The 24,651-nt window shown below is 52.8% G+C and carries 24 protein-coding genes, 1 tRNA gene and 2 pseudogenes; 8 read left to right on the forward strand and 19 right to left on the reverse strand.

Going from position 1 to position 24,651, the window contains the following annotated elements; all coding sequences use genetic code 11:
* Positions 1-47 precede the first annotated feature (47 nt).
* From wzzE to trxA, 5 genes are all read right to left on the reverse strand, one after another.
* Positions 48-1,094, reverse strand: coding sequence for an ECA polysaccharide chain length modulation protein (wzzE, locus tag ACLJRE_RS22370; RefSeq protein WP_000193413.1), 1,047 nt, complete (start codon positions 1,092-1,094; stop codon positions 48-50).
* Between the two features lie 11 nt (positions 1,095-1,105).
* On the reverse strand, positions 1,106-2,209 hold the full coding sequence (wecA, locus tag ACLJRE_RS22375; protein WP_000771937.1) for a UDP-N-acetylglucosamine--undecaprenyl-phosphate N-acetylglucosaminephosphotransferase: 1,104 nt from the start codon (positions 2,207-2,209) through the stop codon (positions 1,106-1,108).
* Positions 2,210-2,438: 229 nt separating this feature from the next.
* Positions 2,439-3,698: a transcription termination factor Rho gene (gene rho, locus ACLJRE_RS22380; RefSeq protein ID WP_001054532.1), complete on the reverse strand. Its 1,260-nt coding sequence runs from the start codon at positions 3,696-3,698 to the stop codon at positions 2,439-2,441.
* A gap of 87 nt (positions 3,699-3,785) precedes the next feature.
* Complete coding sequence (locus ACLJRE_RS22385; protein ID WP_134820045.1) at positions 3,786-3,869, reverse strand: rho operon leader peptide; 84 nt, start codon at positions 3,867-3,869, stop codon at positions 3,786-3,788.
* A gap of 247 nt (positions 3,870-4,116) precedes the next feature.
* Complete coding sequence (gene trxA, locus ACLJRE_RS22390; RefSeq protein WP_001280776.1) at positions 4,117-4,446, reverse strand: thioredoxin TrxA; 330 nt, start codon at positions 4,444-4,446, stop codon at positions 4,117-4,119.
* A 143-nt stretch (positions 4,447-4,589) separates the two neighbouring features.
* On the opposite strand from trxA, the gene rhlB reads away from it, so the two are divergent.
* Together rhlB and gppA are read left to right on the forward strand one after the other, a co-directional pair.
* Positions 4,590-5,855, forward strand: a complete 1,266-nt coding sequence (gene rhlB, locus ACLJRE_RS22395) for an ATP-dependent RNA helicase RhlB (RefSeq protein ID WP_000047525.1) — start codon at positions 4,590-4,592, stop codon at positions 5,853-5,855.
* Positions 5,856-5,973: 118 nt separating this feature from the next.
* A complete protein-coding gene (gppA, locus tag ACLJRE_RS22400; RefSeq protein ID WP_001089450.1) occupies positions 5,974-7,455 on the forward strand; it encodes a guanosine-5'-triphosphate,3'-diphosphate diphosphatase in 1,482 nt (493 codons plus the stop codon).
* Between the two features lie 39 nt (positions 7,456-7,494).
* Here gppA and rep read toward each other — a convergent pair whose 3' ends face one another.
* The 3 genes and pseudogenes from rep to ACLJRE_RS22415 form a co-directional block, all read right to left on the reverse strand.
* Complete coding sequence (gene rep, locus ACLJRE_RS22405) at positions 7,495-9,519, reverse strand: DNA helicase Rep (protein ID WP_001238842.1); 2,025 nt, start codon at positions 9,517-9,519, stop codon at positions 7,495-7,497.
* A gap of 99 nt (positions 9,520-9,618) precedes the next feature.
* A pseudogene (locus ACLJRE_RS22410) lies at positions 9,619-9,743 on the reverse strand (nicotinamide riboside transporter PnuC); the annotation flags it as partial.
* A pseudogene (locus tag ACLJRE_RS22415) lies at positions 9,695-9,850 on the reverse strand (Crp/Fnr family transcriptional regulator); the annotation flags it as partial. The pseudogenes ACLJRE_RS22410 and ACLJRE_RS22415, both read right to left, overlap by 49 nt.
* A 193-nt stretch (positions 9,851-10,043) precedes the next feature.
* On the opposite strand from ACLJRE_RS22415, the gene ppiC reads away from it, so the two are divergent.
* Complete coding sequence (gene ppiC, locus ACLJRE_RS22420) at positions 10,044-10,325, forward strand: peptidylprolyl isomerase PpiC (protein ID WP_001631442.1); 282 nt, start codon at positions 10,044-10,046, stop codon at positions 10,323-10,325.
* Between the two features lie 91 nt (positions 10,326-10,416).
* Here the strand turns inward: ppiC and ilvC are convergent, their stop codons facing one another.
* Positions 10,417-11,892 carry a ketol-acid reductoisomerase gene (ilvC, locus tag ACLJRE_RS22425; protein WP_000024943.1) on the reverse strand — a complete coding sequence of 492 codons (1,476 nt, stop codon included), beginning with the start codon at positions 11,890-11,892 and terminating at the stop codon, positions 10,417-10,419.
* A 164-nt stretch (positions 11,893-12,056) separates the two neighbouring features.
* On the opposite strand from ilvC, the gene ilvY reads away from it, so the two are divergent.
* The 3 genes from ilvY (at position 12,057) to ACLJRE_RS22440 (ending at position 13,734) form a co-directional block, all read left to right on the forward strand.
* On the forward strand, positions 12,057-12,944 hold the full coding sequence (ilvY, locus tag ACLJRE_RS22430; RefSeq protein ID WP_023212408.1) for an HTH-type transcriptional activator IlvY: 888 nt from the start codon (positions 12,057-12,059) through the stop codon (positions 12,942-12,944).
* 12 nt (positions 12,945-12,956) lie between these two features.
* On the forward strand, positions 12,957-13,346 hold the full coding sequence (locus tag ACLJRE_RS22435) for a hypothetical protein (protein ID WP_001259309.1): 390 nt from the start codon (positions 12,957-12,959) through the stop codon (positions 13,344-13,346).
* Between the two features lie 67 nt (positions 13,347-13,413).
* Positions 13,414-13,734, forward strand: coding sequence for a hypothetical protein (locus tag ACLJRE_RS22440; protein ID WP_000509396.1), 321 nt, complete (start codon positions 13,414-13,416; stop codon positions 13,732-13,734).
* Between the two features lie 10 nt (positions 13,735-13,744).
* Here the strand turns inward: ACLJRE_RS22440 and ACLJRE_RS22445 are convergent, their stop codons facing one another.
* The 8 genes from ACLJRE_RS22445 to ilvL form a co-directional block, all read right to left on the reverse strand.
* Entirely contained in the window at positions 13,745-14,446 is a 702-nt protein-coding gene (locus tag ACLJRE_RS22445) for a DUF2461 domain-containing protein (RefSeq protein WP_001609033.1), read from the reverse strand.
* A gap of 105 nt (positions 14,447-14,551) precedes the next feature.
* Entirely contained in the window at positions 14,552-16,096 is a 1,545-nt protein-coding gene (ilvA, locus tag ACLJRE_RS22450) for a threonine ammonia-lyase, biosynthetic (RefSeq protein ID WP_023212407.1), read from the reverse strand.
* Between the two features lie 2 nt (positions 16,097-16,098).
* Positions 16,099-17,949 carry a dihydroxy-acid dehydratase gene (gene ilvD, locus ACLJRE_RS22455; RefSeq protein WP_001127442.1) on the reverse strand — a complete coding sequence of 617 codons (1,851 nt, stop codon included), beginning with the start codon at positions 17,947-17,949 and terminating at the stop codon, positions 16,099-16,101.
* Between the two features lie 160 nt (positions 17,950-18,109).
* On the reverse strand, positions 18,110-19,039 hold the full coding sequence (gene ilvE / locus ACLJRE_RS22460; RefSeq protein ID WP_023212406.1) for a branched-chain-amino-acid transaminase: 930 nt from the start codon (positions 19,037-19,039) through the stop codon (positions 18,110-18,112).
* 17 nt (positions 19,040-19,056) lie between these two features.
* Positions 19,057-19,320: an acetolactate synthase 2 small subunit gene (ilvM, locus tag ACLJRE_RS22465; protein WP_000983260.1), complete on the reverse strand. Its 264-nt coding sequence runs from the start codon at positions 19,318-19,320 to the stop codon at positions 19,057-19,059.
* Positions 19,317-20,963 carry an acetolactate synthase 2 catalytic subunit gene (ilvG, locus tag ACLJRE_RS22470; protein ID WP_023212405.1) on the reverse strand — a complete coding sequence of 549 codons (1,647 nt, stop codon included), beginning with the start codon at positions 20,961-20,963 and terminating at the stop codon, positions 19,317-19,319. The genes ilvM and ilvG overlap by 4 nt, the downstream gene beginning before the upstream one ends.
* A 2-nt stretch (positions 20,964-20,965) precedes the next feature.
* The gene (gene ilvX / locus ACLJRE_RS22475) at positions 20,966-21,016 is read right to left on the reverse strand and encodes a peptide IlvX (RefSeq protein WP_192930503.1); all 51 of its coding nucleotides are present in this window, start codon (positions 21,014-21,016) and stop codon (positions 20,966-20,968) included.
* A gap of 86 nt (positions 21,017-21,102) precedes the next feature.
* The gene (gene ilvL, locus ACLJRE_RS22480; RefSeq protein ID WP_001311244.1) at positions 21,103-21,201 is read right to left on the reverse strand and encodes an ilv operon leader peptide; all 99 of its coding nucleotides are present in this window, start codon (positions 21,199-21,201) and stop codon (positions 21,103-21,105) included.
* A gap of 351 nt (positions 21,202-21,552) precedes the next feature.
* Between ilvL and ACLJRE_RS22485 the strand changes: the two genes are divergently transcribed.
* A complete protein-coding gene (locus ACLJRE_RS22485; protein WP_023212404.1) occupies positions 21,553-23,073 on the forward strand; it encodes a YifB family Mg chelatase-like AAA ATPase in 1,521 nt (506 codons plus the stop codon).
* 24 nt (positions 23,074-23,097) lie between these two features.
* Here the strand turns inward: ACLJRE_RS22485 and maoP are convergent, their stop codons facing one another.
* Positions 23,098-23,436 carry a macrodomain Ori organization protein MaoP gene (gene maoP / locus ACLJRE_RS22490; protein ID WP_000840996.1) on the reverse strand — a complete coding sequence of 113 codons (339 nt, stop codon included), beginning with the start codon at positions 23,434-23,436 and terminating at the stop codon, positions 23,098-23,100.
* A gap of 106 nt (positions 23,437-23,542) precedes the next feature.
* Between maoP and hdfR the strand changes: the two genes are divergently transcribed.
* Positions 23,543-24,391: an HTH-type transcriptional regulator HdfR gene (gene hdfR / locus ACLJRE_RS22495; RefSeq protein ID WP_001541181.1), complete on the forward strand. Its 849-nt coding sequence runs from the start codon at positions 23,543-23,545 to the stop codon at positions 24,389-24,391.
* A 100-nt stretch (positions 24,392-24,491) separates the two neighbouring features.
* On the opposite strand, the gene ACLJRE_RS22500 is transcribed toward hdfR, so the two are convergent.
* Positions 24,492-24,567, reverse strand: a tRNA-Trp gene (locus ACLJRE_RS22500).
* Between the last annotated feature and the right edge of the window lie 84 nt (positions 24,568-24,651).

Raw genomic sequence — 24,651 nt, forward strand, 5'->3', positions numbered from 1 at the left:
TCTTCGAATAGACAGCAGGGGCCCAGCCCCCTACTGCAGAGGTGTTGCTAAATCGTGCGGCGACGGGTTAAGGCAACGCCCGCACCGATTAGCGCCCCAACGATACCCCACATAATCATCAGGAAGGCTCGGCGTGGGCTATCACGTTTTACCGGTTCTTCCGGCGTACGCAAATAACGATAGGTCTGAAAACGAGGGTCCAGGGTCGGCCCCACATTAAGCGTATTCAACATTGCCCGATTTTGAAAGTAGTCCAAATCGAACGCAGGGCCAACCGCTTGCAGATTTTCAAGACGCGCCTGCAACATAGGGCGACCGAGTAAAAAAAGCTCTGAGTCCGGTAATTCATCCGCCGGGACATCCGTCGCGCTACGAGAAATATTATGTTGTTCCGCAATTTTGAGCGCCTGCTCAATACTGTTTACACGACGTGAATAGATCGCTTTCGCAACCTCTTCCTGCCGTTTGACCTGCGCTTTCATCTGCACGGTACGCGCAGCCCAGGCGCCTTTTAATTCATCATTCAGATGGCTCGCCGCCCGCTGGCTGGCGAATGCGACATACTGACGCAGCAGATTATTGGCGTCCGGCGCAGTTTCAGCAATCAGCTTCACATTGTCGTTGATGGCGCGTGTAAAATCGCCGGGCGTAAACTGTATGTTATTGATCAGTTCATCAAGCATCGCCGCATCAGCTTTGCTATTCCCGACCATTCGCTGCTTGTAATAGTCCGTCTGTAACCAGAAATCGCGACGCGTATCCCAGGAGGCAAGTTGCATGATGAACTCTTTATACGCTTCATCCATCACCGAGGGCTTATCAGAAGAAGCAGGATCGGTCTTAATATCCAGGTTGCGCAGAAACTGCTGCTGGGAGTAATAACCGCCCAACATATTTACGGTTGGGCGATCGGTGATCGCCGTCGCACTCCACTCCTGACGAGCAAAAAAGGTATAGGCTAACGCGATAAGGGCAAATAGCAGGCCAATGCCGATAATCCAGAATTTGCCAGCCCATAAAGTACGAAACAACCCGCGAATATCCAGTTCATTTTCAGCGCTCACCGCGCGTGCCCCCGGTAATGGTTGTGTCATCGTATCCTCATTTACTTGGTTAAGTTTGGCCGGTTCTCACGTTGCCTGCGCAGGCGACGCTTCACACGCTTAATAAATCTCGCCACCTTCCAGGCCCGCTTAATGCAGTAGCCATAGAGGAAGAATGCTAGCAAAAAGAGCACCAACATAACCCATTCAGGAACAAAATGAGAGTATTCTGCCGTTACGCCTACTCCCGCCAGAATCGCCGCTGCGAGCGTAATAAGAACAAATGCCTGGCGGGAAGTAAACCCTGCTCGCATAACCAAATGATGAATATGTTGGCGATCAGGGGAAAAGGGGCTCATCCCTTTACGCAGACGGCGATACATAATCGCCACCATATCCATCAATGGAATAGCGATAATCCATAGCGCAGTAACTGGGCTGATAGAGTGAGTTTTCCCCTGCGTCGTTTCCAGTAAGAGCCAGATGACGGTAAAGCCAATCAGTGTACTACCGGCATCGCCCATAAAGACTTTATAACGCCGCCCCAAAATACCGAGATTAAGCATAATGTAAGGCAGAATTGCGGCGATCATGGCAAAGCACCACATTGCCAGGCTAGTCTGACCATCAAACCATAAAATCAGCCCCATCGCCGCAAATGAGACGCTGGATAACCCCCCCAGCAGGCCGTCAATACCGTCCACCATATTGAAAGCGTTGATCGCCGCCCATACCGCAAACAGGGTAAGGAAATAGCCAAAGGGGCCAAGCACTAACTCCCAAGGCCCAAAGATGTAACCAAGGCTACCTAAGTGAAGTTTTGCGATAACCATCATTACAACCGCAATAACGGCCTGAACCACAGCACGAATTTTTACACTGATATCAAAACGGTCATCCATCGCACCAACAAAAACCAATACACCAGCGCAAATAAGATATAGCGATAAGTGCGGTATGTAGTAATCCGAGAGGCCAAACATAAAGCAGATTCCTGCAAACACAGAAATCCCGCCGACTAATGGGATAACACCCTGATGTCGTTTACGAAAGTTTGGTTTATCCACTAAACCAATTTTTATGGCTACTTTTCGCGCAAGAAAAATAAAAATGGTCGTGAATAAAAAAATACTAATTAGCTCAGATAAAGCGGTGAGTAACTTCACAGTGTATGTGCTCTCAGCATATATCATTTCCTTAAAGTATAATGCGTTACGCCAGCTCCTAGAAGAGACCTGTTAGAACATTACACTTTTTACCGCAAACAATGTGTATTGTGCATGGTGTTACTCTGTAGCGCATATCCCGATGACCAGTTTATATGACATGACGCTAAGATGAATCGCAAAACAAAAACGCCACGTAAAAACGTGGCGTTTTCAGGTAAAGACCAGGTTATGAGCGCTTCATCATCTCGAAAAAGTCGTCATTAGTTTTGGTCATCGCCAGTTTGTTAATGAGGAATTCCATCGCGTCAATTTCACCCATCGGATGGATGATCTTACGCAGGATCCACATTTTCTGCAGCTCTTCCTGAGTGGTGAGCAGCTCTTCTTTACGGGTACCGGAACGGTTGTAGTCGATAGCCGGGAAGACACGTTTTTCAGCGATCTTACGCGAAAGATGCAGCTCCATGTTACCGGTGCCTTTAAACTCTTCGTAGATAACTTCGTCCATCTTGGAACCGGTATCGATCAGCGCCGTCGCGATGATCGTCAGGCTACCGCCCTCTTCCACGTTACGCGCCGCGCCGAAGAAACGCTTCGGACGATGCAGGGCGTTAGCGTCCACACCACCGGTCAATACTTTACCGGAAGCCGGCACCACGGTGTTGTAGGCACGCGCCAGACGGGTGATGGAGTCGAGCAGAATGATAACGTCTTTCTTGTGTTCAACCAGACGTTTCGCCTTCTCGATAACCATTTCAGCAACCTGAACGTGGCGGGATGCCGGTTCGTCAAAGGTAGACGCAACCACTTCGCCTTTCACCAGACGCTGCATCTCGGTTACTTCTTCCGGACGTTCGTCAATCAGCAGCACCATCAGCACGCAGTCTGGGTGGTTATACGCGATGCTCTGCGCGATGTTCTGCAGCAGCATGGTTTTACCCGCCTTCGGCGGCGCGACAATCAGACCGCGCTGGCCGCGACCGATCGGCGAAGCCAGATCCAGAACGCGTGCCGTTAAGTCTTCGGTAGAACCGTTACCACGCTCCATACGCAGACGAGAGTTTGCGTGCAGCGGGGTTAAGTTCTCAAAGAGGATTTTGTTACGGGCGTTTTCCGGTTTGTCGTAGTTAACTTCGTTAACTTTCAACAGCGCAAAATAGCGTTCACCTTCTTTCGGCGGGCGAATCTTACCAGAAATGGTATCACCAGTGCGGAGGTTGAAACGGCGGATTTGGCTGGGGGAAACGTAGATATCATCAGGACCGGCGAGGTAGGAGCTGTCTGCAGAACGGAGGAAACCAAATCCATCCTGCAATATCTCCAGCACACCGTCGCCAAAGATATCTTCGCCACTCTTTGCGTGCTGCTTCAGGATGGCAAAAATAATGTCCTGCTTGCGCATACGGGCCAGGTTTTCCAGCCCCATACTTTCGCCGAGAGTGATCAGCTCAGAAACCGGCGTATTCTTTAATTCGGTAAGATTCATAATGGTGTGAGTTCTTAAACTTGGGGTAAATCTCGAACTTAATGTTGTGAATGGTATGGCAGGGTCATCCATGCCTGTTTACGGCTATCAACTCATGTCTGTTCGCTGTCTGGTCACAGGAAAGTACGCAGAACTGAAACGACAAGACGGAATGAGCGAAGAGCCAGGAATCTTTCCACTTCTCGTGCGAGAAAAAACGGGAAGTGACGGATAAAACCAGATTCAAACTTAATAAGGTATGTTTAATTCGAAGTCAATACTAACTTAGCACGACTCAGACCGGGCGTCCAGAGATCCTGACAATTTAAGAATAACGTAAGGACAACAGACGCCACGAAACTGCCTGATACCTTAATCATTCGTCGAATGACAGACGCCTGACCATACAGCGCCTTTGTCATTCGACGTATAAAAGGTATTACGCCAGATTGGCGTCGAGAAACTCTTTCAACTGACCTTTAGACAGTGCGCCTACTTTGGTTGCCGCCACTTCGCCGTTTTTAAACAGCAGCAGAGTCGGAATACCGCGGATGCCATATTTAGGCGCAGTACCTGGGTTCTGGTCAATGTTCAGTTTGGCAACGGTCAATTTGCCCTGATATTCGTCAGCGATTTCATCCAGAATCGGAGCGATCATTTTACACGGCCCGCACCACTCTGCCCAGAAATCAACGAGGATAGCCCCGTCCGCTTTGAGTACATCCGTGTCAAAACTGTCGTCAGTCAGGTGAATAATTTTATCGCTCATATATAACTCCACAGGAATAAGCCTGGCGTGTTGGTGTAGCATTAACCAACGAGGTGCTGATGTTAACTTCGCCAACAAAGGTTGACTTTATTTCACCGGATACGCTTTCGTAAAGCAATAGTAAGCTGATATTCTACCACACTATGAGCAAAACACATTTAACAGAACAGAAGTTTTCCGACTTCGCCCTGCACCCACAGGTGGTTGAAGCCCTTGAAAAAAAAGGGTTTTATAATTGTACGCCCATTCAGGCACTGGCCCTTCCGCTAACGCTGGCGGGTCGTGACGTTGCAGGGCAGGCGCAAACCGGTACCGGGAAAACGATGGCGTTTCTGACGTCAACGTTTCATTATTTACTTTCTCATCCCGCGATCGACGATCGCAAGGTGAACCAGCCGCGCGCGCTGATCATGGCGCCGACGCGTGAATTAGCCGTACAAATTCACGCAGACGCGGAGCCGTTGGCGCAAGCGACAGGCTTAAAATTAGGCCTGGCTTACGGCGGCGATGGTTACGACAAGCAGCTTAAAGTGCTGGAAAGCGGCGTTGATATTCTTATTGGTACGACGGGCCGACTGATCGACTACGCCAAACAAAACCACATTAACCTCGGCGCCATTCAGGTCGTCGTACTCGATGAAGCCGATCGCATGTACGATTTGGGCTTTATTAAAGATATCCGCTGGCTGTTCCGTCGTATGCCGCCGGCTGCGCAGCGTCTGAACATGTTGTTCTCCGCCACCCTGTCTTATCGGGTTCGCGAGCTGGCGTTTGAACAGATGAACAACGCCGAATATGTTGAAGTGGAACCGGAGCAAAAGACCGGCCACCGCATTAAAGAAGAGCTTTTCTACCCCTCTAATGAAGAGAAAATGCGTTTACTGCAAACGCTGATCGAAGAAGAGTGGCCGGATCGCGCCATTATTTTCGCCAACACCAAGCATCGTTGCGAAGATATCTGGGGACATCTGGCGGCAGATGGCCATCGTGTTGGTCTGCTGACCGGTGACGTCGCGCAGAAAAAGCGCCTGCGGATTCTGGATGAGTTCACCCGCGGCGATCTGGATATTCTTGTGGCGACCGATGTCGCGGCGCGCGGGTTGCATATCCCCGCCGTAACGCACGTCTTTAACTACGATCTGCCAGATGATTGTGAAGACTATGTTCACCGTATCGGTCGTACCGGTCGCGCTGGCGCCAGCGGACATTCCATCAGCCTGGCTTGCGAAGAGTATGCGCTGAATCTGCCCGCCATTGAGAGCTATATCGGCCACTCGATTCCGGTCAGCAAATACAATCCGGAAGCGCTCATGAACGATCTACCCAAGCCGTTGCGCCTGACGCGTTCGCGTCCTGGCAATGGTCCGCGCCGCGCTGGCGCTCCGCGTAATCGTCGTCGTTCAGGTTAAGAAAAGTTATGCCATACACAAAATCATTTAGCCTGTATCAAGGCGGCAAGAAAACAAATCCCGATGAGCTTAGGAAGAGTACGCAGCCAACACGGATACAGGTTGAAGGATGAAGTGTATGAATTCCACCTCGTTGTATGCCGCTATTGATCTCGGTTCCAATAGTTTTCATATGCTGGTCGTGCGCGAGGCGGCGGGAAGCATCCAGACGCTGACCCGAATAAAACGCAAGGTGCGTCTGGCCGCGGGTCTGAACAACGACAACCACCTTTCAGCCGAAGCGATGGAACGCGGCTGGCAATGCCTGCGTCTGTTTGCTGAACGTTTGCAGGATATTCCGCAGCCGCAAATCCGCGTGGTTGCCACCGCAACATTGCGTCTCGCCGTCAATGCAGGGGAATTTATCGCGAAAGCGCAGACTATCCTTGGTTGTCCGGTGCAGGTTATCAGCGGCGAAGAAGAGGCGCGGCTAATTTATCAGGGGGTCGCTCATACCACCGGCGGCGCAGATCAGCGGCTGGTGGTGGATATCGGCGGCGCCAGCACTGAACTGGTTACCGGCACTGGCGCGCAAACCACGTCGCTGTTTAGCCTGTCGATGGGCTGCGTAACGTGGCTTGAACGCTATTTTAGCGATCGTAATCTGGCGCAAGAAAACTTTGATGATGCGGAGAAGGCCGCGCGCGATGTACTGCGTCCGGTCGCCGATGAACTGCGTTTTCATGGCTGGAAGGTCTGCGTGGGTGCCTCCGGCACCGTACAGGCATTGCAGGAAATCATGATGGCGCAGGGGATGGACGAGCGCATTACGCTCGCCAAACTGCAGCAGCTAAAACAACGCGCGATACAGTGCGGGCGTCTGGAAGAGCTGGAAATCGAAGGCCTGACGCTGGAACGCGCGCTGGTTTTCCCAAGTGGGCTGGCTATTCTGATCGCGATATTTACCGAGCTGAACATCCAGAGCATGACGCTGGCAGGCGGCGCGTTACGCGAAGGGCTGGTGTATGGGATGTTGCATCTGGCGGTAGATCAGGATATCCGCAGCCGCACGCTGCGAAACATTCAGCGTCGGTTTATCGTCGATACCGATCAGGCGAACCGCGTAGCGAAGCTGGCAGATAACTTCCTCAAACAGGTAGAAAATGCCTGGCATATTGAGCCTATCAGTCGTGAACTGTTGCTTAGCGCTTGCCAGTTGCATGAGATCGGTCTGAGCGTTGATTTTAAACAGGCGCCCTATCATGCCGCCTATTTAGTACGCCATTTGGATCTGCCTGGCTATACGCCCGCGCAGAAAAAGTTGCTCGCCACCCTCTTACTGAATCAGACCAATCCGGTCGATCTCTCTTCGCTTCATCAGCAAAACGCGGTACCGCCCCGTGTTGCGGAACAGCTATGCCGTTTGCTGCGCCTGGCGATTCTTTTTGCCGGTCGCCGTCGTGACGATCTGGTACCAGAAATTACGCTACGGGCGCTAAATGAAAATCTGACGTTAACCTTGCCTGGCGACTGGCTGGCGCATCACCCGCTGGGTAAAGAGTTGATTGATCAGGAAAGCCAGTGGCAAAGCTATGTACACTGGCCGCTGGACGTTCGCTAACCGTAGTCTGATTGCCGGATGGCGCTTCGCTTATCCGGCCTACGATTTCGCTCGCTTTGCCGCCATCATGGCTTTCAGATTAGCCAGGTGACTTTGCCCTTTTTGCATTCGCTCCTCAGCGCTTACCACTTTGCGCTCCTGCTCCCAGATTAAATCATCCTGCGGCAGTTCTAACAGGAAGCGACTGGGTTCCGGGCGCACCAGTTCCCCATACTGACGGCGCTCTTTACATAATGTAAAGGTGAGCTCTTTCTGCGCGCGAGTGATCCCGACATAGGCCAGCCGACGCTCTTCCTCAATGTTATCTTCGTCAATGCTGCTTTGATGCGGCAAAAATCCTTCTTCCATTCCCACCATATAGACATACGGGAACTCCAGTCCTTTCGATGCATGAAGCGTCATCAACTGTACCTGATCCAGCTCTTCTTCGCTCTCGCCGCGCTCCATCATATCGCGCAGCGTAAAGCGTGTAACCACCTGGGTCAGCGTCATCGGCTCATCGAGTTCGTTGCCTTCCAGCATCTCAGTCATCCAGCTAAAGAGCTGGTTAACGTTTTTCATACGCATTTCCGCCGCTTTGGGGCTCGGCGAGGTTTCGTACAACCAGGATTCATAGTCAATACCGTGGATGAGATCGCGCACGGCGGCGACAGGCTCGCGTTCGGCCAGACGCTGGATTTCCCCCAGCCAGTGGGTAAAACGCGTCAATGAATCGTAACCACGTCCGGTCAGCTTTTGGCTAAGCCCCATATCAAAGCTGGCGGTAAACAGGCTTTTATTACGCGTCATTGCCCATTCACCCAGTTTTTGCAGAGTGGCCGGACCGATTTCGCGTTTTGGCGTATTCACGATGCGCAGGAAAGCGCTGTCATCATCCGGGTTGGTCAACACCCGCAGGTAGGCCAGCAGGTCTTTAATCTCCGGACGGGAGAAAAATGAGGTGCCGCCGGAAATTTTGTACGGAATACGGTTCTGCATGAGGAATTTTTCAAATACCCGCGACTGATGATTCCCGCGATACAGAATGGCGTAATCCTTGTACTGGGTCTTGTTCACAAAGTGATGGGCAATCAGTTCGCCGGTAACGCGCTCAGCTTCATGCTCTTCATTGTTTGCGCTTAACACTTTGAGTTCCGCGCCGTAACCGAGCTCGGAAAAGAGGCGCTTTTCAAAGACGTGCGGATTGTTGGCGATGAGAATATTCGCCGCTTTCAGGATGCGGCCCGAAGAACGATAGTTTTGCTCCAGCTTAATCACCTGCAGCGCCGGAAAATCCTGGCTCAGTAACACCAGGTTTTGCGGACGCGCCCCGCGCCAGGAGTAGATAGACTGATCGTCATCGCCTACGACCGTAAAGCGCGCGCGTTGCCCGACCAGCAGCTTAACCAACTCATACTGGCTGGTGTTAGTATCCTGATATTCATCCACCAGCAGATAACGAATTTTATTCTGCCAGCGCTCGCGCACCTCGTCATTGCGTTGCAGCAGCAGCGTCGGCAGCAAAATCAAATCATCAAAATCGAGAACGTTGCATGCCTTCATATGGGCGTCATAAAGCCCGTAGCAGTGAGCAAAAATACGATCGCGTTCACCTTTCGCCCCGGCCGCCGCCTGCGCAGGCGTTTTGAGATCGTTTTTCCAGTTGGAGATCGTAGAGATCAGCTGTTGCAACAGAACCTTGTCGTCTTCGATCAGGCCTTCGGTCAGCTCTTTGAGCAAGGCGACCTGGTCGGTATCGTCAAACAATGAAAAGTTCGATTTCATCCCCAGCGCAGCGTACTCGCGCTTAATAATATCCAGCCCTAGCGTATGAAAGGTGGAGATCATCAAACCGCGCGCTTCCTTACGGCCGAGCGTCTGCCCGACGCGTTCTTTCATCTCACGCGCGGCCTTGTTGGTAAACGTCACCGCCGCAATATGCCGGGCCTGATAGCCGCATCCGCGGATCAGGTGGGCGATTTTATTGGTAATTACGCGAGTTTTACCAGAACCCGCTCCTGCCAGCACCAGGCAGGGTCCGGTGACGAATTCGACAGCGTGTTGTTGGCCGGGATTTAAACGCATGGGAATAGTGCTCAATCTTCGAACGGGGGAGGGATTGTAGCAGAAAGCGAGGCCCAGAGAAGACCAGGCTGCTTTTTCAGGCAGCCTGGAAAAGGTCAATCAGCAGGCTCTGGCGGCAAGCGGCGTATAGCCATTACGCTGTGCGCTCTTGATCCAACTGTAAGAACCCCCGTCAGCAGAACATACTCAAGCGACATCGCATAAACGCCCTGTACTGCATGATTTCCAACGGGCAGTATTTGAGTAATTCATAGAGCACTGGGTCGCGTACGACCTGGCGTAGCCCTAAAAGCCAGTCGTCTGGAAATTCTGCGTTTTTCATTATGTTCATGGTATCTCGCCCCTTGTCAGAAAGGACAGGACCGCCGTCCCGCGCATCCGAAATACGCCTGCTAAAAATGCCGCTTATCTCCCGGTTCATTAAATCAGGCGGGACATCTGTCCTGTAATGGCGAAGAGTATATGTCTGACGGCCTAAGGAGTGATAAAGTGACGGCCAATCTTTGCGACGTGAGAACACAATAATGGCAAAAACGGCAGCAGCACTGCATATCCTTGTAAAAGAAGAGAAACTGGCTTTAGATCTTCTGGAGCAAATTAAAAACGGCGGCGATTTTGAGAAGCTGGCGAAGAAGCATTCTATCTGCCCATCCGGTAAAAAAGGCGGTCATTTAGGCGAATTTCGTCAGGGCCAGATGGTTCCGGCATTCGATAAAGTAGTCTTTTCCTGCCCGGTACTGGAGCCAACCGGCCCGCTGCATACCCAGTTCGGTTACCACATCATTAAAGTATTGTATCGCAAATAAAAAGCCGGGTGGCGGCTACGCCTTACCCGGCCTACATCGTCTGCTTGATTTTGTAGGTCGGGTAAGCGCTAGCGCCACCCGACAAGGTATATCAACCCGCTACCGCAATACGCTTCATATCCGTCATATAGCCGCGCAGTTTCTTACCTACCTGCTCAATCGCATGACTACGAATCGCGTCGTTCACGTCGCGAAGCTGTGCGTTGTCTACCGCGCCTTCCGGGATAGCACTACCCAGATCGCCCGGTTGCAATTCCGCCATAAACGGTTTCAGCAACGGTACGCAGGCGTAAGAGAACAGGTAGTTACCGTATTCTGCGGTATCGGAGATAACCACGTTCATTTCGTACAGACGCTTACGGGCGATGGTGTTGGCGATCAGCGGCAGTTCGTGCAGTGATTCGTAGTAAGCGGATTCTTCGATGATGCCGGAATCGACCATGGTTTCGAACGCCAGCTCAACGCCCGCTTTCACCATCGCAATCATCAGCACGCCTTTATCGAAGTACTCCTGCTCGCCGATTTTACCTTCAAACTGCGGTGCGGTTTCGAACGCGGTTTTACCGGTCTCTTCACGCCAGGTCAGCAGTTTCTTATCGTCGTTAGCCCAGTCAGCCATCATGCCGGAAGAGAATTCGCCGGAGATGATGTCATCCATGTGTTTCTGGAACAGCGGCGCCATGATCTCTTTCAGCTGTTCGGACAGCGCGTAAGCACGCAGTTTCGCCGGGTTAGACAGACGGTCCATCATCAGGGTGATGCCGCCCTGCTTCAGCGCTTCGGTGATGGTTTCCCAGCCGAACTGAATCAGTTTTTCGGCGTATGCCGGGTCGGTGCCTTCTGCCACCAGCTTGTCGAAACACAGCAGAGAACCGGCCTGCAGCATACCGCACAGAATAGTCTGCTCGCCCATCAGGTCAGATTTCACTTCCGCAACGAAAGAAGATTCCAGTACGCCCGCACGGTGACCGCCGGTGGCCGCAGCCCAGGCTTTCGCAATCGCCATGCCTTCGCCTTTCGGGTCGTTTTCCGGGTGAACGGCGATCAGCGTCGGCACGCCGAAACCACGTTTGTACTCTTCGCGCACTTCGGTGCCCGGACACTTCGGCGCCACCATCACCACGGTGATGTCTTTACGGATCTGCTCGCCCACTTCCACGATGTTGAAGCCGTGTGAATAGCCCAGCGCCGCGCCGTCTTTCATCAGCGGCTGTACGGAGCGCACCACGTCGGAGTGCTGTTTGTCTGGCGTCAGGTTAACCACCAGGTCAGCCTGCGGGATCAGCTCTTCGTAGGTACCCACTTTGAAGCCGTTTTCGGTCGCTTTACGCCAGGAAGCACGCTTCTCAGCAATGGCTTCTTTACGCAGGGCGTAGGAAATATCCAGACCGGAGTCACGCATGTTCAGGCCCTGGTTCAGCCCCTGAGCGCCACAGCCGACGATGACCACTTTTTTACCCTGCAGGTAGCTCGCGCCATCGGCGAATTCGTCGCGGCCCATAAAGCGACATTTACCCAGCTGCGCCAGCTGCTGGCGCAGATTCAGTGTATTAAAGTAGTTAGCCATGATGGTGTACTCCGTGATGTTGTGTTGTCGCGCTTATTGTTCGGTTTACAGATTGCTATCTGTGCGAATGAACCCACATTACAACAGGAAATTTATTGCGGAAATTGATATATTCACAACGTTATGTTGCGGTTTATGCAACGTCAAAAACCGGAGGTCTGTCTGTGGATTTACGCGATCTAAAAACCTTCCTGCATCTGGCGGAAAGCCGCCACTTTGGCCGCAGCGCGCGGGCGATGCACGTCAGCCCCTCCACGCTCTCCCGGCAGATCCAGCGGCTGGAAGAAGATCTCGGCCAGCCGCTGTTTGTGCGTGATAACCGCACGGTCACGCTGACCGAAGCGGGTGAAGAGCTGCGAGTGTTTGCCCAACAGACACTTTTGCAATATCAGCAGTTGCGCCATACCCTCGATCAGCAGGGGCCATCCCTTTCCGGCGAACTGCATATTTTCTGCTCGGTGACCGCGGCATACAGTCATCTGCCGCCGATCCTCGACCGTTTTCGCGCCGAACATCCCTCGGTGGAAATTAAGCTCACCACCGGCGACGCCGCCGATGCCATGGACAAAGTGGTCACCGGCGAGGCCGATCTGGCGATTGCTGGTAAGCCGGAAACGCTACCCGGCGCGGTGGCGTTTTCGATGCTGGAAAATCTGGCGGTGGTGCTGATCGCCCCGGCGCTGCCCTGCCCGGTGCGTAATCAGGTTTCGGTTGATAAGCCCGACTGGTCGACGGTGCCGTTTATCATGGCCGATCAGGGGCCGGTACGCCGCCGCATTGAGCTGTGGTTTCGCCGCCATAAAATCAGCAATCCGCAGATTTACGCCACCGTCGGCGGTCATGAAGCGATGGTTTCAATGGTGGCGCTGGGCTGCGGCGTGGCGCTGCTGCCGGAAGTGGTGCTGGAAAACAGCCCGGAGCCGGTGCGCAATCGGGTGATGATTTTAGAGCGCAGCGACGAAAAAACGCCGTTTGAGCTTGGCGTCTGCGTGCAGAAAAAGCGGCTGCATGAGCCGCTAATTGATGCATTCTGGAAAATTGTTCAGGGTTGATAAGATAATAAAATGCGCACAAAAATAATGCTGTTATCTGCGCTGGTAGCGATATGCTTCAGCGTACAGGCTAAACCGACGGGCATTACCGTACAGGATGTAAAGCATCTGGCGTTAAAGCAGTGCCTTGTTGATAACTATCATAAACGCATTCCGCCGGATGCTTTTTATGCTCCAGGCCATGATATGTCGTTTTTAGTTAAAACCTACGCGTTAGATAATGCCGGGAAATGGAAACCATTCCTTAAATTCGTCGCCAAAGAAACAGAAGGCTTTGACCGCTTAACGATGGCGCTCCACCCCGATAGCGCTAAAGACGCTAATAACGTGCTGGAGCGGTGTATGGCATTTTATGAATCGGACAAATTAGATAAATACGTTCGAGAGACAGTGATGAAATAACAAGAGTCGGCTTATGCTCCCAAAAAACAGTAAGACTGCGCGTATCCTTAAGGAGCCCCATGCTGCTATGGGCGGAAATTCAGGCAACTATGTCCGTGCAGAAGTAGAATTTGATTCTACGAAGCGAAAACTCTTACCGATAAAAGGGTATCGACCCGACATTGTCATACCGTCCCTCACGGATGAATATTGGGGCATCACCTTTGTCGAAGGAGAAATTGAACTTTTTGATTTCCCTTTCATTGTTAGCCTGGCTTTCACATTCAATGATGAGCATTATCTCCAGATCAGGGAAAATCAGTTATTTGTTATAATGGAAGGGCCTCACCAGGTAGGTAAAGGGCGATTCCTGGAAATACACTTTATCCCGAAAAATGTTAATACATAACGGCAATCTTTTATAAATCCGCCGGGTTCACCTGCTTCATGGTTTCCACCGTCATCAGCCACTGGTACAGCGGCTCCAACTGTTGGAAACTCTCGGCCAGCCGTGTGACCAGATCGGCATGGAAGAGTTTTTCTACGTCATTATCCGTCACCATCACGGCAAACGTTTTACGCTGATACCAGTCGGGTATCGCCGGATCGAGATCTTTGGCCAGCAGCCGCTTATAGCTTTCCCCCACCAGCTCAAACGGCGGGCTGCAGCATTCGGCAACCTGTAAAAACGCATCAGGCCGCTTCCTCAACGTATGGCGAAACAGATCCATCGTAGATTTGCTGGCGCTGTAGTAACCCAACCCATAGCGTAGAGTATCGGGGCTGATTTCAAAAAAGTAGGCTGGCGCATCGATCCAGTTTTTAGCTGAACGCTTAAAGGTCAGCCACATCCGGCTGCGGTACAGCGATTTGTCGTGCGAGAAACGGGTATCGCGGTGAATACGCGACAGGGTTTTACCGATGGCGGGTCGGGTTTCCAGCAGTGGATCGATTTCCAGCATCGCTGGAGCAAGGTCGTCCACCAGCGCGCGGAATGGAGTCAGAAGGCTTCTTTCGTAGATAAAGCGGTGCTCATCGAACCAGGCTTTGTCGTTCTCAATACAAACCTGCTGAAGAAAATTGAGCCCTTCTTGTGCAAATCCCTGAAAGCGTCCAGCCATCTTTTTGCCCTTACTCATAGCGATCGTCAGTTTATTATCCCACTCCCTGACGCGCCGTCTATGCAGATGACCGGAAGGAGACATTTCTTCCGGTCATTACTATTCCTACCCCGCCAGAAAGAACCGGAACGCCGGGTTATTGCTCTCATCATGGCATTCATAGCCCAGCTCATGCAGCCGGGTTTCGAAATCCGGCTCATGATCGCCTAACTCGAACGCCGCCAGCACGCGGCCATAATCGGTACCGTGGCTGCGGTAATGGAATAACGAAATATTCCAGTGGGTACCCAACGTATGCAGGAACTTCAGCAAGGCACCGGGCGATTCCGGAAACTCAAAGCTGAACAAACGCTCCTGTAATGGCTTGGAGGGGCGTCCGCCGACCATATAGCGCACATGCAGCTTCGCCATTTCATCGTCGGAGAGATCCACTACGCTATAACCGCCGTCGCAGAGTTGGGTGATAATCTCTTTTCGCTCCTCCAGCCCCTGACTGACGCGGACGCCGACAAAAATACAGGCATTTTTCGCGTCGGCAAAACGGTAGTTAAATTCAGTGACCATACGCCCGCCAAGCAACTGGCAGAATTTGAGGAAGCTCCCCTTTTCTTCCGGAATGGTCACCGCCAGTAACGCTTCGCGCTGTTCCCCCAGCTCGCAGCGTTCAGACACATAGCGCAAGCCGTGGAAGTTGACGTTGGCGCCGGAAAGGACGTGCGCCAGGCGTTCGCCGCGAATATTGTGCTGGGCGATATATTTTTTCATCCCCGCCAGCGCCAGCGCGCCGGAGGGCTCCGCCACCGCACGCACATCTTCAAACAGATCTTTCATCGCCGCGCAGATCGCGTCGCTATCGACTGTAATAATGTCGTCGAGATATTCCTGGCACAGGCGGAAGGTTTCGTCGCCGATGCGTTTTACCGCCACGCCTTCAGCAAATAACCCAACGCGCGGGAGATCCACTGGATGACCGGCTTCCAACGCCGCTTTCAGGCAGGCGGAATCCTCCGCTTCGACGGCAATCACTTTGATTTGCGGCATCAGTTGTTTGATCAGCACCGCTACGCCCGCCGCCAGGCCGCCGCCGCCAACCGGCACAAAGACACGATCGAGATGCGAATCCTGCTGAAGCAGCTCCAGCGCCAGCGTGCCCTGCCCGGCGATCACCATTGGGTGATCAAACGGCGGCACCCAGGTAAAACCCTGCTGCTGCGCCAGTTCAATAGCTTTCGCTTTCGCTTCATCAAAATTAGCGCCGTGCAACAGCACTTCGCCGCCAAAACCGCGTACCGCATCGACTTTAATATCCGCCGTTGCTTTTGGCATGACGATTAGCGACTTCACGCCAAGCCGCGCGGAGGAGAACGCCACGCCCTGTGCATGGTTCCCCGCCGACGCGGTAATCACGCCGTGGGCTTTTTGTTCTTCGGTCAATCCGGCCATCATCGCGTAAGCGCCGCGCAGCTTAAAGCTATGTACCGGCTGCCGGTCTTCGCGTTTGACGAGAATAACGTTATCCAGACGTGACGAGAGCTTTTCCATTTTTTGCAGCGGCGTCACCTGCGCCGCTTCGTATACTGGCGCGCGTAGCACCGCGCGCAGATACTCCGCCCCTTCCGGCGCGACTGACAGAGGTTGAGATTCCGCCATCATCAACCTCCCAGTTTCGATTTATCGCGCACCGCGCCTTTATCGGCGCTGGTCGCCAGGCTGGCGTAGGCACGCAGGGCAAACGAAACCTGACGCTGACGATTTTTCGGCGTCCAGGCTTTGTCGCCACGAGCTTCTTGCGCCTCGCGGCGTGCGGCGATTTCAGCCTCGCTCAACTGCAACTGAATGCTGCGGTTCGGGATATCAATCGCAATGGTGTCGCCATCTTCAATCAGCGCAATAGTGCCACCGCTGGCCGCTTCCGGCGAGACGTGGCCGATGGAAAGACCCGAAGTACCGCCGGAAAAACGCCCATCGGTGATGAGCGCGCAGGCTTTGCCCAGCCCCATCGACTTCAGGAAACTGGTCGGATAGAGCATTTCCTGCATTCCCGGCCCGCCTTTCGGCCCTTCGTAGCGGATCACGACTACATCGCCTTCCACTACTTTGCCGCCGAGAATCGCCTCTACCGCGTCGTCCTGGCTTTCATACACTTTCGCCGGGCCGGTGAATTTAAGGATGCTGTCATCCACGCCCGCGGTTTTAACGATGCAGCCGTTTTCGGCGAAGTTGCCATACAGCACCGCCAGACCGCCGTCTTTGCTATAGGCATATTCCAGCGAGCGGATGCAACCCGCTGCGCGGTCGTCATCCAGCGAATCCCAGCGACAATCCTGCGAGAATGCCTGGGTAGTACGGATACCGGCAGGGCCAGCACGGAACATTTTTTTAACCGCTTCGTCCTGCGTAACCGTGATGTCGTACTGTTCCAGCGTTTGTGGCAGCGTCAGGCCTAATACGTTTTTCACGTTGCGGTTCAGCAGCCCGGCGCGATCCAGCTCGCCTAAAATACCCAGCACACCGCCGGCACGGTGAACGTCTTCCATATGGTATTTCTGGGTACTTGGCGCCACTTTACACAACTGCGGCACCTTGCGGGACAGCTTGTCGATATCACTCATGGTGAAGTCGATTTCCGCTTCCTGCGCCGCCGCCAGTAGATGCAGAACGGTATTGGTCGAACCGCCCATCGCAATATCCAGCGTCATGGCGTTTTCAAACGCGGCTTTGCTGGCGATGTTACGCGGCAGTGCACTTTCGTCATCCTGTTCGTAATAGCGTTTAGTCAGTTCAACAATCCGCTTACCGGCATTGAGGAACAACTGCTTCCGGTCAGCATGGGTCGCCAGCAGCGAACCGTTGCCCGGCTGCGACAGGCCCAGCGCTTCGGTCAGGCAATTCATGGAGTTAGCGGTAAACATGCCGGAGCAGGAGCCGCAGGTTGGACAGGCGGAGCGCTCCACCTGGTTACTTTGATCGTCAGAGACTTTCGGGTCCGCTCCCTGAATCATGGCATCAACCAGATCGAGCTTGATGATCTGATCGGACAGTTTGGTTTTCCCGGCTTCCATCGGTCCGCCGGAAACAAAGATCACCGGAATATTCAGGCGCAGCGAGGCCATGAGCATCCCTGGGGTGATTTTGTCGCAGTTGGAGATACACACCATCGCGTCAGCGCAGTGAGCGTTCACCATGTACTCCACGGAGTCGGCGATCAGCTCGCGCGACGGCAGTGAATAGAGCATACCCCCGTGCCCCATGGCGATCCCGTCATCCACGGCAATAGTGTTGAACTCTTTCGCCACACCGCCGGAAGCTTCAATCTGTTCGGCGACCAGCTTACCGAGATCGCGCAGATGAACGTGACCCGGCACAAACTGAGTGAATGAGTTCACCACGGCGATAATCGGTTTGCCAAAATCACTGTCGGTCATTCCGGTGGCGCGCCACAGCGCGCGGGCACCCGCCATATTACGACCATGGGTGGTGGTGGCGGAACGGTACTTAGGCATGCTTTATTTACTCCCCATCTTTTCCCTTCATACTTCACGCCACAGGTGCGTTGGCTGCCTCACTCACCCCAGTCACTTACTACAGTAAGCTCCTGGGGATTCGCTGCGTTGCCGCCTTCCTGTGACGCAAATTATTTTGGGAAAATATTAATTTTATTTATTATGAATTTACCGGATCCAACCAGCCCCATTTATCCTCGGTTTCTCCAGTGAAGAGACCAAAGAAGGCTTGTTGAATACACTTGGTAACAGGGCCGCAACGGCCTTCACCTACCTGGATACCATCAACGCTGCGTACCGGAGTAATTTCTGCCGCGGTTCCGGACATAAACACTTCGTCGGCCAGATACAGCGATTCACGGGACAGCACCTGCTCGCGCACTTCAATACCCAGCTCTTTCGCCAGTTTGATGATCGCGTCGCGAGTAATGCCTGGCAGCGCGGAAGAGGTAAACGGCGGAGTAAACAGCACGCCATCTTTTACCTCAAACAGGTTTTCGCCTGCGCCTTCGGAGATATAGCCGTTTACATCCAGGGCGATGCCTTCCTGATAGCCGTGGCGGCGCGCTTCGCTACCCACCAGCAGTGAGGAAAGATAGTTCCCGCCCGCTTTCGCGGCGGTCGGAATGGTGTTCGGCGCAGCGCGATTCCAGGAAGAAACCATCGCATCGATCCCCTGATCCAGCGCTTCGGCGCCCAGGTATGCCCCCCACGGGAACGCGGCGATGATGACGTCAGTGGTGTATCCCGGGGGCGGGTTAACGCCCATACCGACATCGCCTACAAATACCAACGGACGGATATAGGCGCTGGTCAGATTATTTTTACGAATTACGTCGCGGCAGGCTTCCATCAGCTCATCAATACTCTGGGAAACCGGAAAACGATAAATCTTTGCTGAGTCGCGCAGGCGCTGCATATGTTCACGATGACGAAACACTACCGGGCCTTTGTGAGAGTCGTAGCACCGAATCCCTTCAAATACCGACGTACCGTAGTGCAGCGCGTGAGACATTACGTGAACCTTCGCGTCTTCCCAGCGCACCATCTCGCCATTGAACCAAATGTAATCAGCTTTTTTCGTCGTCATTTTTCTTCCTTTTGCGCTCAGGCGCGGATTTGTTGTGATGTGGCAGCGCTCTGGCAGATTGCGACATGCGCAACATCTACCAGTTTACTTAACTGACTAAACAGTAAGTCGACCGACCGGGGACTGGCAACGGTCAATTCAATATTTATATTCTGCGCATCGGTCGCGGCTTCCATATTCATGGAGCACACCTGAAAACCACGATGGCGCACCACGCGTAAAACACGTTCTAAGGTTTCTGGATTAAAGCGTGCCGATACATTGACCTGATGTTGCATCATGATAATTTCTCCAGCATTTCAGAGTTACTGGCGCCAGGCGGCACCAACGGCCAGACATTTTCAAGTTCGTCGATTGAGACGTGAAGCAGGTACGGCCCTTCGCTTGCCAACATCGTGTCGAGTGCCGCTTCAACCTGGTCTTTACGAGTAATGTGCTGGCCTGGAATGCCGAAGGCGCTGGCCAGCATGAGGAAATCGGGGTTATCGGTCAGGGTGGTTTCGCTATATCGCTCCTGGAAAAACAGTTGCTGCCATTGTCGAACCATCCCTAACCGCTGGTTGTCGAGTAAGACTATCTTCAACGGTAACTGCTTGCGTTTTACGGTGCCCAACTCCTGAACATTCATCATGAAGGAGCCGTCACCGGAGATACAGATAACGGTATCATTCGGTCGCGCTACCTGTGCGCCAACGGCCGCCGGTAAGCCGAATCCCATCGTCCCCAGACCGCTGGAAGTGATGAAGTTCTCCGGGCGGGTGTAAGTCATATGCTGGGCTGACCACATCTGATGCTGCCCAACATCCGTCGTCACCACACTGTCTGCGGGTTTGCGTTCCGACAATTGCTTCAACAACAACGGCGCATAGATAGTCTCGCCAGGATGATCATAGCGCCAGGCGTGTTCTGCGCGCAGCTCTGCACAGGACTGACGCCATGCGTCGATCTTCAGCGGTTGCTGTAATGCCGGCAACAGCGAATTTAAATCGCCCTGCAACGCGACGTGTGCCTGACGCAGTTTGTTCATTTCCGCCGGGTCGATATCCATATGGATTACGCTGGCGTTCGGCGCAAACGTATTCAGCTTACCGGTCACCCGGTCATCAAAACGTGCACCAACGGCGATCAGTAAATCACACTCTTGCACCGCGAAATTAGCCGCTTTAGTACCGTGCATTCCCAGCATGCCCAGATAGTACGGATAATCAGCTTCAACAGTCCCCAGCCCTTTCAGCGTGCAGGTAACTGGCATTTGCGTTACCGCGATAAATTTACGCAGCGCCGGAACTGCCTGCGCCATACCAACACCACCGCCGACGTACAGCATGGGTTTTTTCGCCTGTTCCAGCATCTGGCGCGCCTGTTCCACATCAGCCTGCGGGAAGGTCGCTTCGTTATCAACGGTAGTAAACCAGGGCTCCAGCGCTCCGCTGGCTAACTGGATATCTTTCGGGATATCCACCAGAACCGGGCCAGGACGGCCAGCGTTGGCGACTTCAAAAGCCTCTGCCATGATACGAGGCAGCTCTTCCAGCGACTGCACCAGGAAGCTGTGTTTGGTACAGGCCAGCGACAGCCCTAACACATCCACCTCCTGGAACGCATCGGTGCCGATGAACGGGGCGGACACCTGACCCGTGATCGCGACGACGGGGACCGAATCTAACAACGCATCCGCCAGGCCAGTGATCAGGTTAGTGGCGCCAGGGCCGGAAGTGGCGATACAAACACCGGTTTTGCCGGTAGAACGGGCATAACCGATTGCCGCCATTGCGGCACCCTGCTCGTGTCGGCACAACAAATGCTCCACACCACCGTCATACAACGCGTCGTAAACCGGCATAATTGCGCCACCAGGATAACCAAATACGGTTTTCACCCCCTGCGCTCGCAAAGCATGTACCACCCACTGTGCCCCGTTCATAGTTACATCCCCGTCGTAAATCTTGAGAAACAGAATTTTATGCTGTTATTCACGCTCTGCTCCTCGCTTAAGTTTTTCAGGCCAAAAAAAACCCCCGGACCTTTCGGTGCGGGGGTCTTAGTTCGTTAAGGCTTGATTTCTAAGCCTTTCCTCGTCCAAGTGCAGCCCCGCACGGTGGGATAATAATCACCACCACGCTAATCACGACCAGGCTAATCACTCGTAGAAGGGCTGTCATTTTTGTCTATTCTTGCATCTTGTTCGAAGGAATACCTAAAGAGTTACCATAGGTTTTGCCAATAGCACAAGATATTTTTTTAACCACGTTTCAGATAATGCAGGTGAATGCCTACAAGGGCTTTGTTTTTTATAAGAAAAATTAGCAACTGAAAAATTTTCACGTTTTCCTCCCCCTTTTGGCGCACTCTACACCCTGTTTTCCTTCTTTTCGCTTCTGCGAGCGTTCTTCCAGTTTGATGTTTCTTGCCTGAAAATGACGCCAAAACTCAGGAAGCAGCCGCTAAAAAACAAAAAGTCAGTAATTCGATTTTCTCTTCTATTCCGCATAATCCACGTAACAGGAGGGATTATGTCACTGGCGATTGTTCATACCCGCGCCGCACTTGGCGTCAATGCGCCGCCTATCACTATAGAGGTGCATATCAGTAATGGATTACCGGGATTAACCATGGTTGGCCTACCAGAAACCACGGTAAAAGAGGCGCGTGACCGGGTACGTAGTGCGATTATTAATAGCGGATATGAATTTCCGGCTAAAAAAATAACCATTAACCTTGCTCCAGCCGATCTACCGAAAGAGGGCGGAAGGTATGACCTGCCTATTGCTGTTGCGCTTCTGGCCGCGTCTGAGCAGCTTACAGCGTCGAATCTTGAGGCATATGAGCTGGTGGGTGAGTTAGCGCTTACAGGCGCATTACGCGGCGTTCCTGGCGCAATATCAAGTGCAACGGAAGCCATCAGGGCCGGCAGAAATATTATCGTCGCAACAGAGAACGCGGCGGAGGTTGGGCTTATCAGCAAAGAAGGATGTTTTATCGCCGATCATCTACAAACCGTCTGCGCCTTTCTGGAAGGGAAACACGCCCTGGAAAGACCTTTAGCTCAGGATATGGCATCGCCTACCGCAACTGCCGATCTTCTCGATGTGATCGGTCAGGAGCAGGGTAAACGCGGCCTGGAGATTACAGCGGCAGGGGGACATAATCTGCTATTGATCGGCCCGCCGGGTACGGGTAAAACCATGCTGGCCAGTCGACTGAGCGGGATTCTTCCACCATTAAGCAATGAAGAGGCGTTGGAAAGCGCCGCGATCCTCAGTCTGGTTAATGCCGATACGGTACAAAAACGATGGCAGCAACGCCCCTTTCGCTCACCTCATCATAGCGCCTCACTTACTGCTATGGTCGGCGGCGGCGCAATACCCGCCCCGGGAGAGATATCGCTGGCGCACAACGGAATTTTGTTCCTTGATGAATTGCCTGAATTTGAACGACGCACACTGGATGCGCTACGTGAACCTATAGAATCCGGTCAAATTCATTTATCCCGTACCAGAGCGAAAATAACGTACCCTGCCAGGTTCCAGTTAATCGCCGCAATGAATCCCAGCCCGACCGGACATTATCAGGGAAACCATAATCGCTGCACGCCAGAACAGACACTACGTTACCTTAATCGGTTGTCAGGCCCGTTTCTTGATCGTTTTGACCTTTCGCTTGAGATACCGCTTCCACCGCCCGGGATTCTTAGCCAACATGCCTCAAAGGGTGAGAGCAGCGCTACGGTAAAAAAGCGGGTCATCGCCGCCCATGAACGGCAGTACCGACGCCAGAAGAAGTTAAACGCGCGTCTGGAGGGTCGCGAAATCCAAAAATATTGTGTTTTGCATCACGATGACGCCCGCTGGCTTGAAGACACGCTAGTGCATCTTGGTTTATCCATTCGCGCCTGGCAGCGTTTACTAAAAGTGGCCAGAACCATTGCCGACATAGAACTGGCTGACCAGATCTCGCGTCAGCATTTGCAGGAGGCGGTAAGCTATCGGGCGATAGACAGGTTGTTAATTCATTTGCAAAAACTGTTGGCGTAAAAAAAGGGCATTACGCCCTTTTTATTAATCATCAGCTTCGGTGTAGTCTTCTGCGCCTTCAACTTGCGGCTTGCCGCCAGACAAGGTGTGGAAGCGTTTTGGACGCTTGATACGCGTCATATACTTGGACCAGACGCGTTCTGCATCCGTTACCGGCTCGCGTTCACCGCGACATACCGCTACAAACAGCTTCTCTTCTTCAGTCACAGGCTCACGCTTGCCAAGATCCAGATCATTAAAGGCATGACCATGACGCTCAAGCAGTTGTGCCTCTTTAATCGTGAAATCACCGTGACGAGAGAATCCACGTGGATAATGTTTATTGTCAAAATATCGATTAGTCGTCGTAAAGCTTTCCGCCATCCTGCACGCTCCTAATTCTTTGTCTGAGCTATTTATGGCGCGGAGTATTAGTTACGCTTGACAGAGTGTAAAACAAAACATTTAAATCATAACGACAAATAATTTTGTGGAGAGCACAGTGGATACGGAATTGTTAAAAACTTTCCTGGAAGTTAGCCGGACACGCCATTTCGGGCGGGCCGCAGAAGCACTTTACCTGACGCAATCCGCGGTGAGCTTTCGTATCAGGCAACTGGAGAATCAACTGGGCGTAAACCTTTTTACGCGGCACAGAAACAATATCCGTTTAACCACAGCTGGCGAAAAACTTTTACCGTATGCGGAAACGCTGATGAATACGTGGCAGGCGGCACGTAAAGAGGTGGCGCATACCTCACGCCATAACGAGTTTTCCATCGGCGCCAGTGCGTCTTTATGGGAGTGTATGCTTAACGCCTGGCTGGGTCGACTGTACCAACTACAGGAGCCGCAAAGCGGCCTGCAATTCGAAGCCAGAATCGCTCAACGGCAATCGCTTGTGAAGCAACTTCATGAACGCCAGCTTGATCTCCTCATTACTACCGAAGCGCCCAAAATGGATGAGTTCAGCAGTCAGCTGTTAGGGCACTTCACTTTGGCGTTGTATTGCAGCAGCCCTGCCCGTAAGAAATCAGAACTCAATTATCTGCGGCTGGAGTGGGGACCAGACTTCCAACAGCATGAAACCGGGCTGATCGCAGCAGATGAAGTGCCGGTATTAACAACCAGCTCAGCCGAACTCGCCCGACAGCAGCTTAGCGCATTAAATGGCTGTAGCTGGCTTCCTGTAAACTGGGCAAATGAAAAGGGCGGATTACATACCGTTGCCGACAGCGCAACGCTTTCACGGCCGCTATACGCCATTTGGTTGCAAAACAGCGATAAATACTCGCTGATCTGCGATCTGTTAAAAACGGATGTGCTGGATGAACAATGAAAATGATGAAAAGAAAAAGAAGGGAACTTACGATTACCTGACCAGGTAATCAGGTAATTTCAGGCAAAAAAAATCCTTAGCATCTGCTAAGGATTATTTCTGGCAGGGGCGGAGAGACTCGAACTCCCAACACCCGGTTTTGGAGACCGGTGCTCTACCAATTGAACTACGCCCCTAATTAGGGTGGCGGAACGGACGGGACTCGAACCCGCGACCCCCTGCGTGACAGGCAGGTATTCTAACCAACTGAACTACCGCTC

This window comes from Salmonella sp. SAL04157 (genome assembly GCF_046551635.1).
Classification (GTDB): Bacteria; Pseudomonadota; Gammaproteobacteria; order Enterobacterales; family Enterobacteriaceae; genus Salmonella; species Salmonella enterica.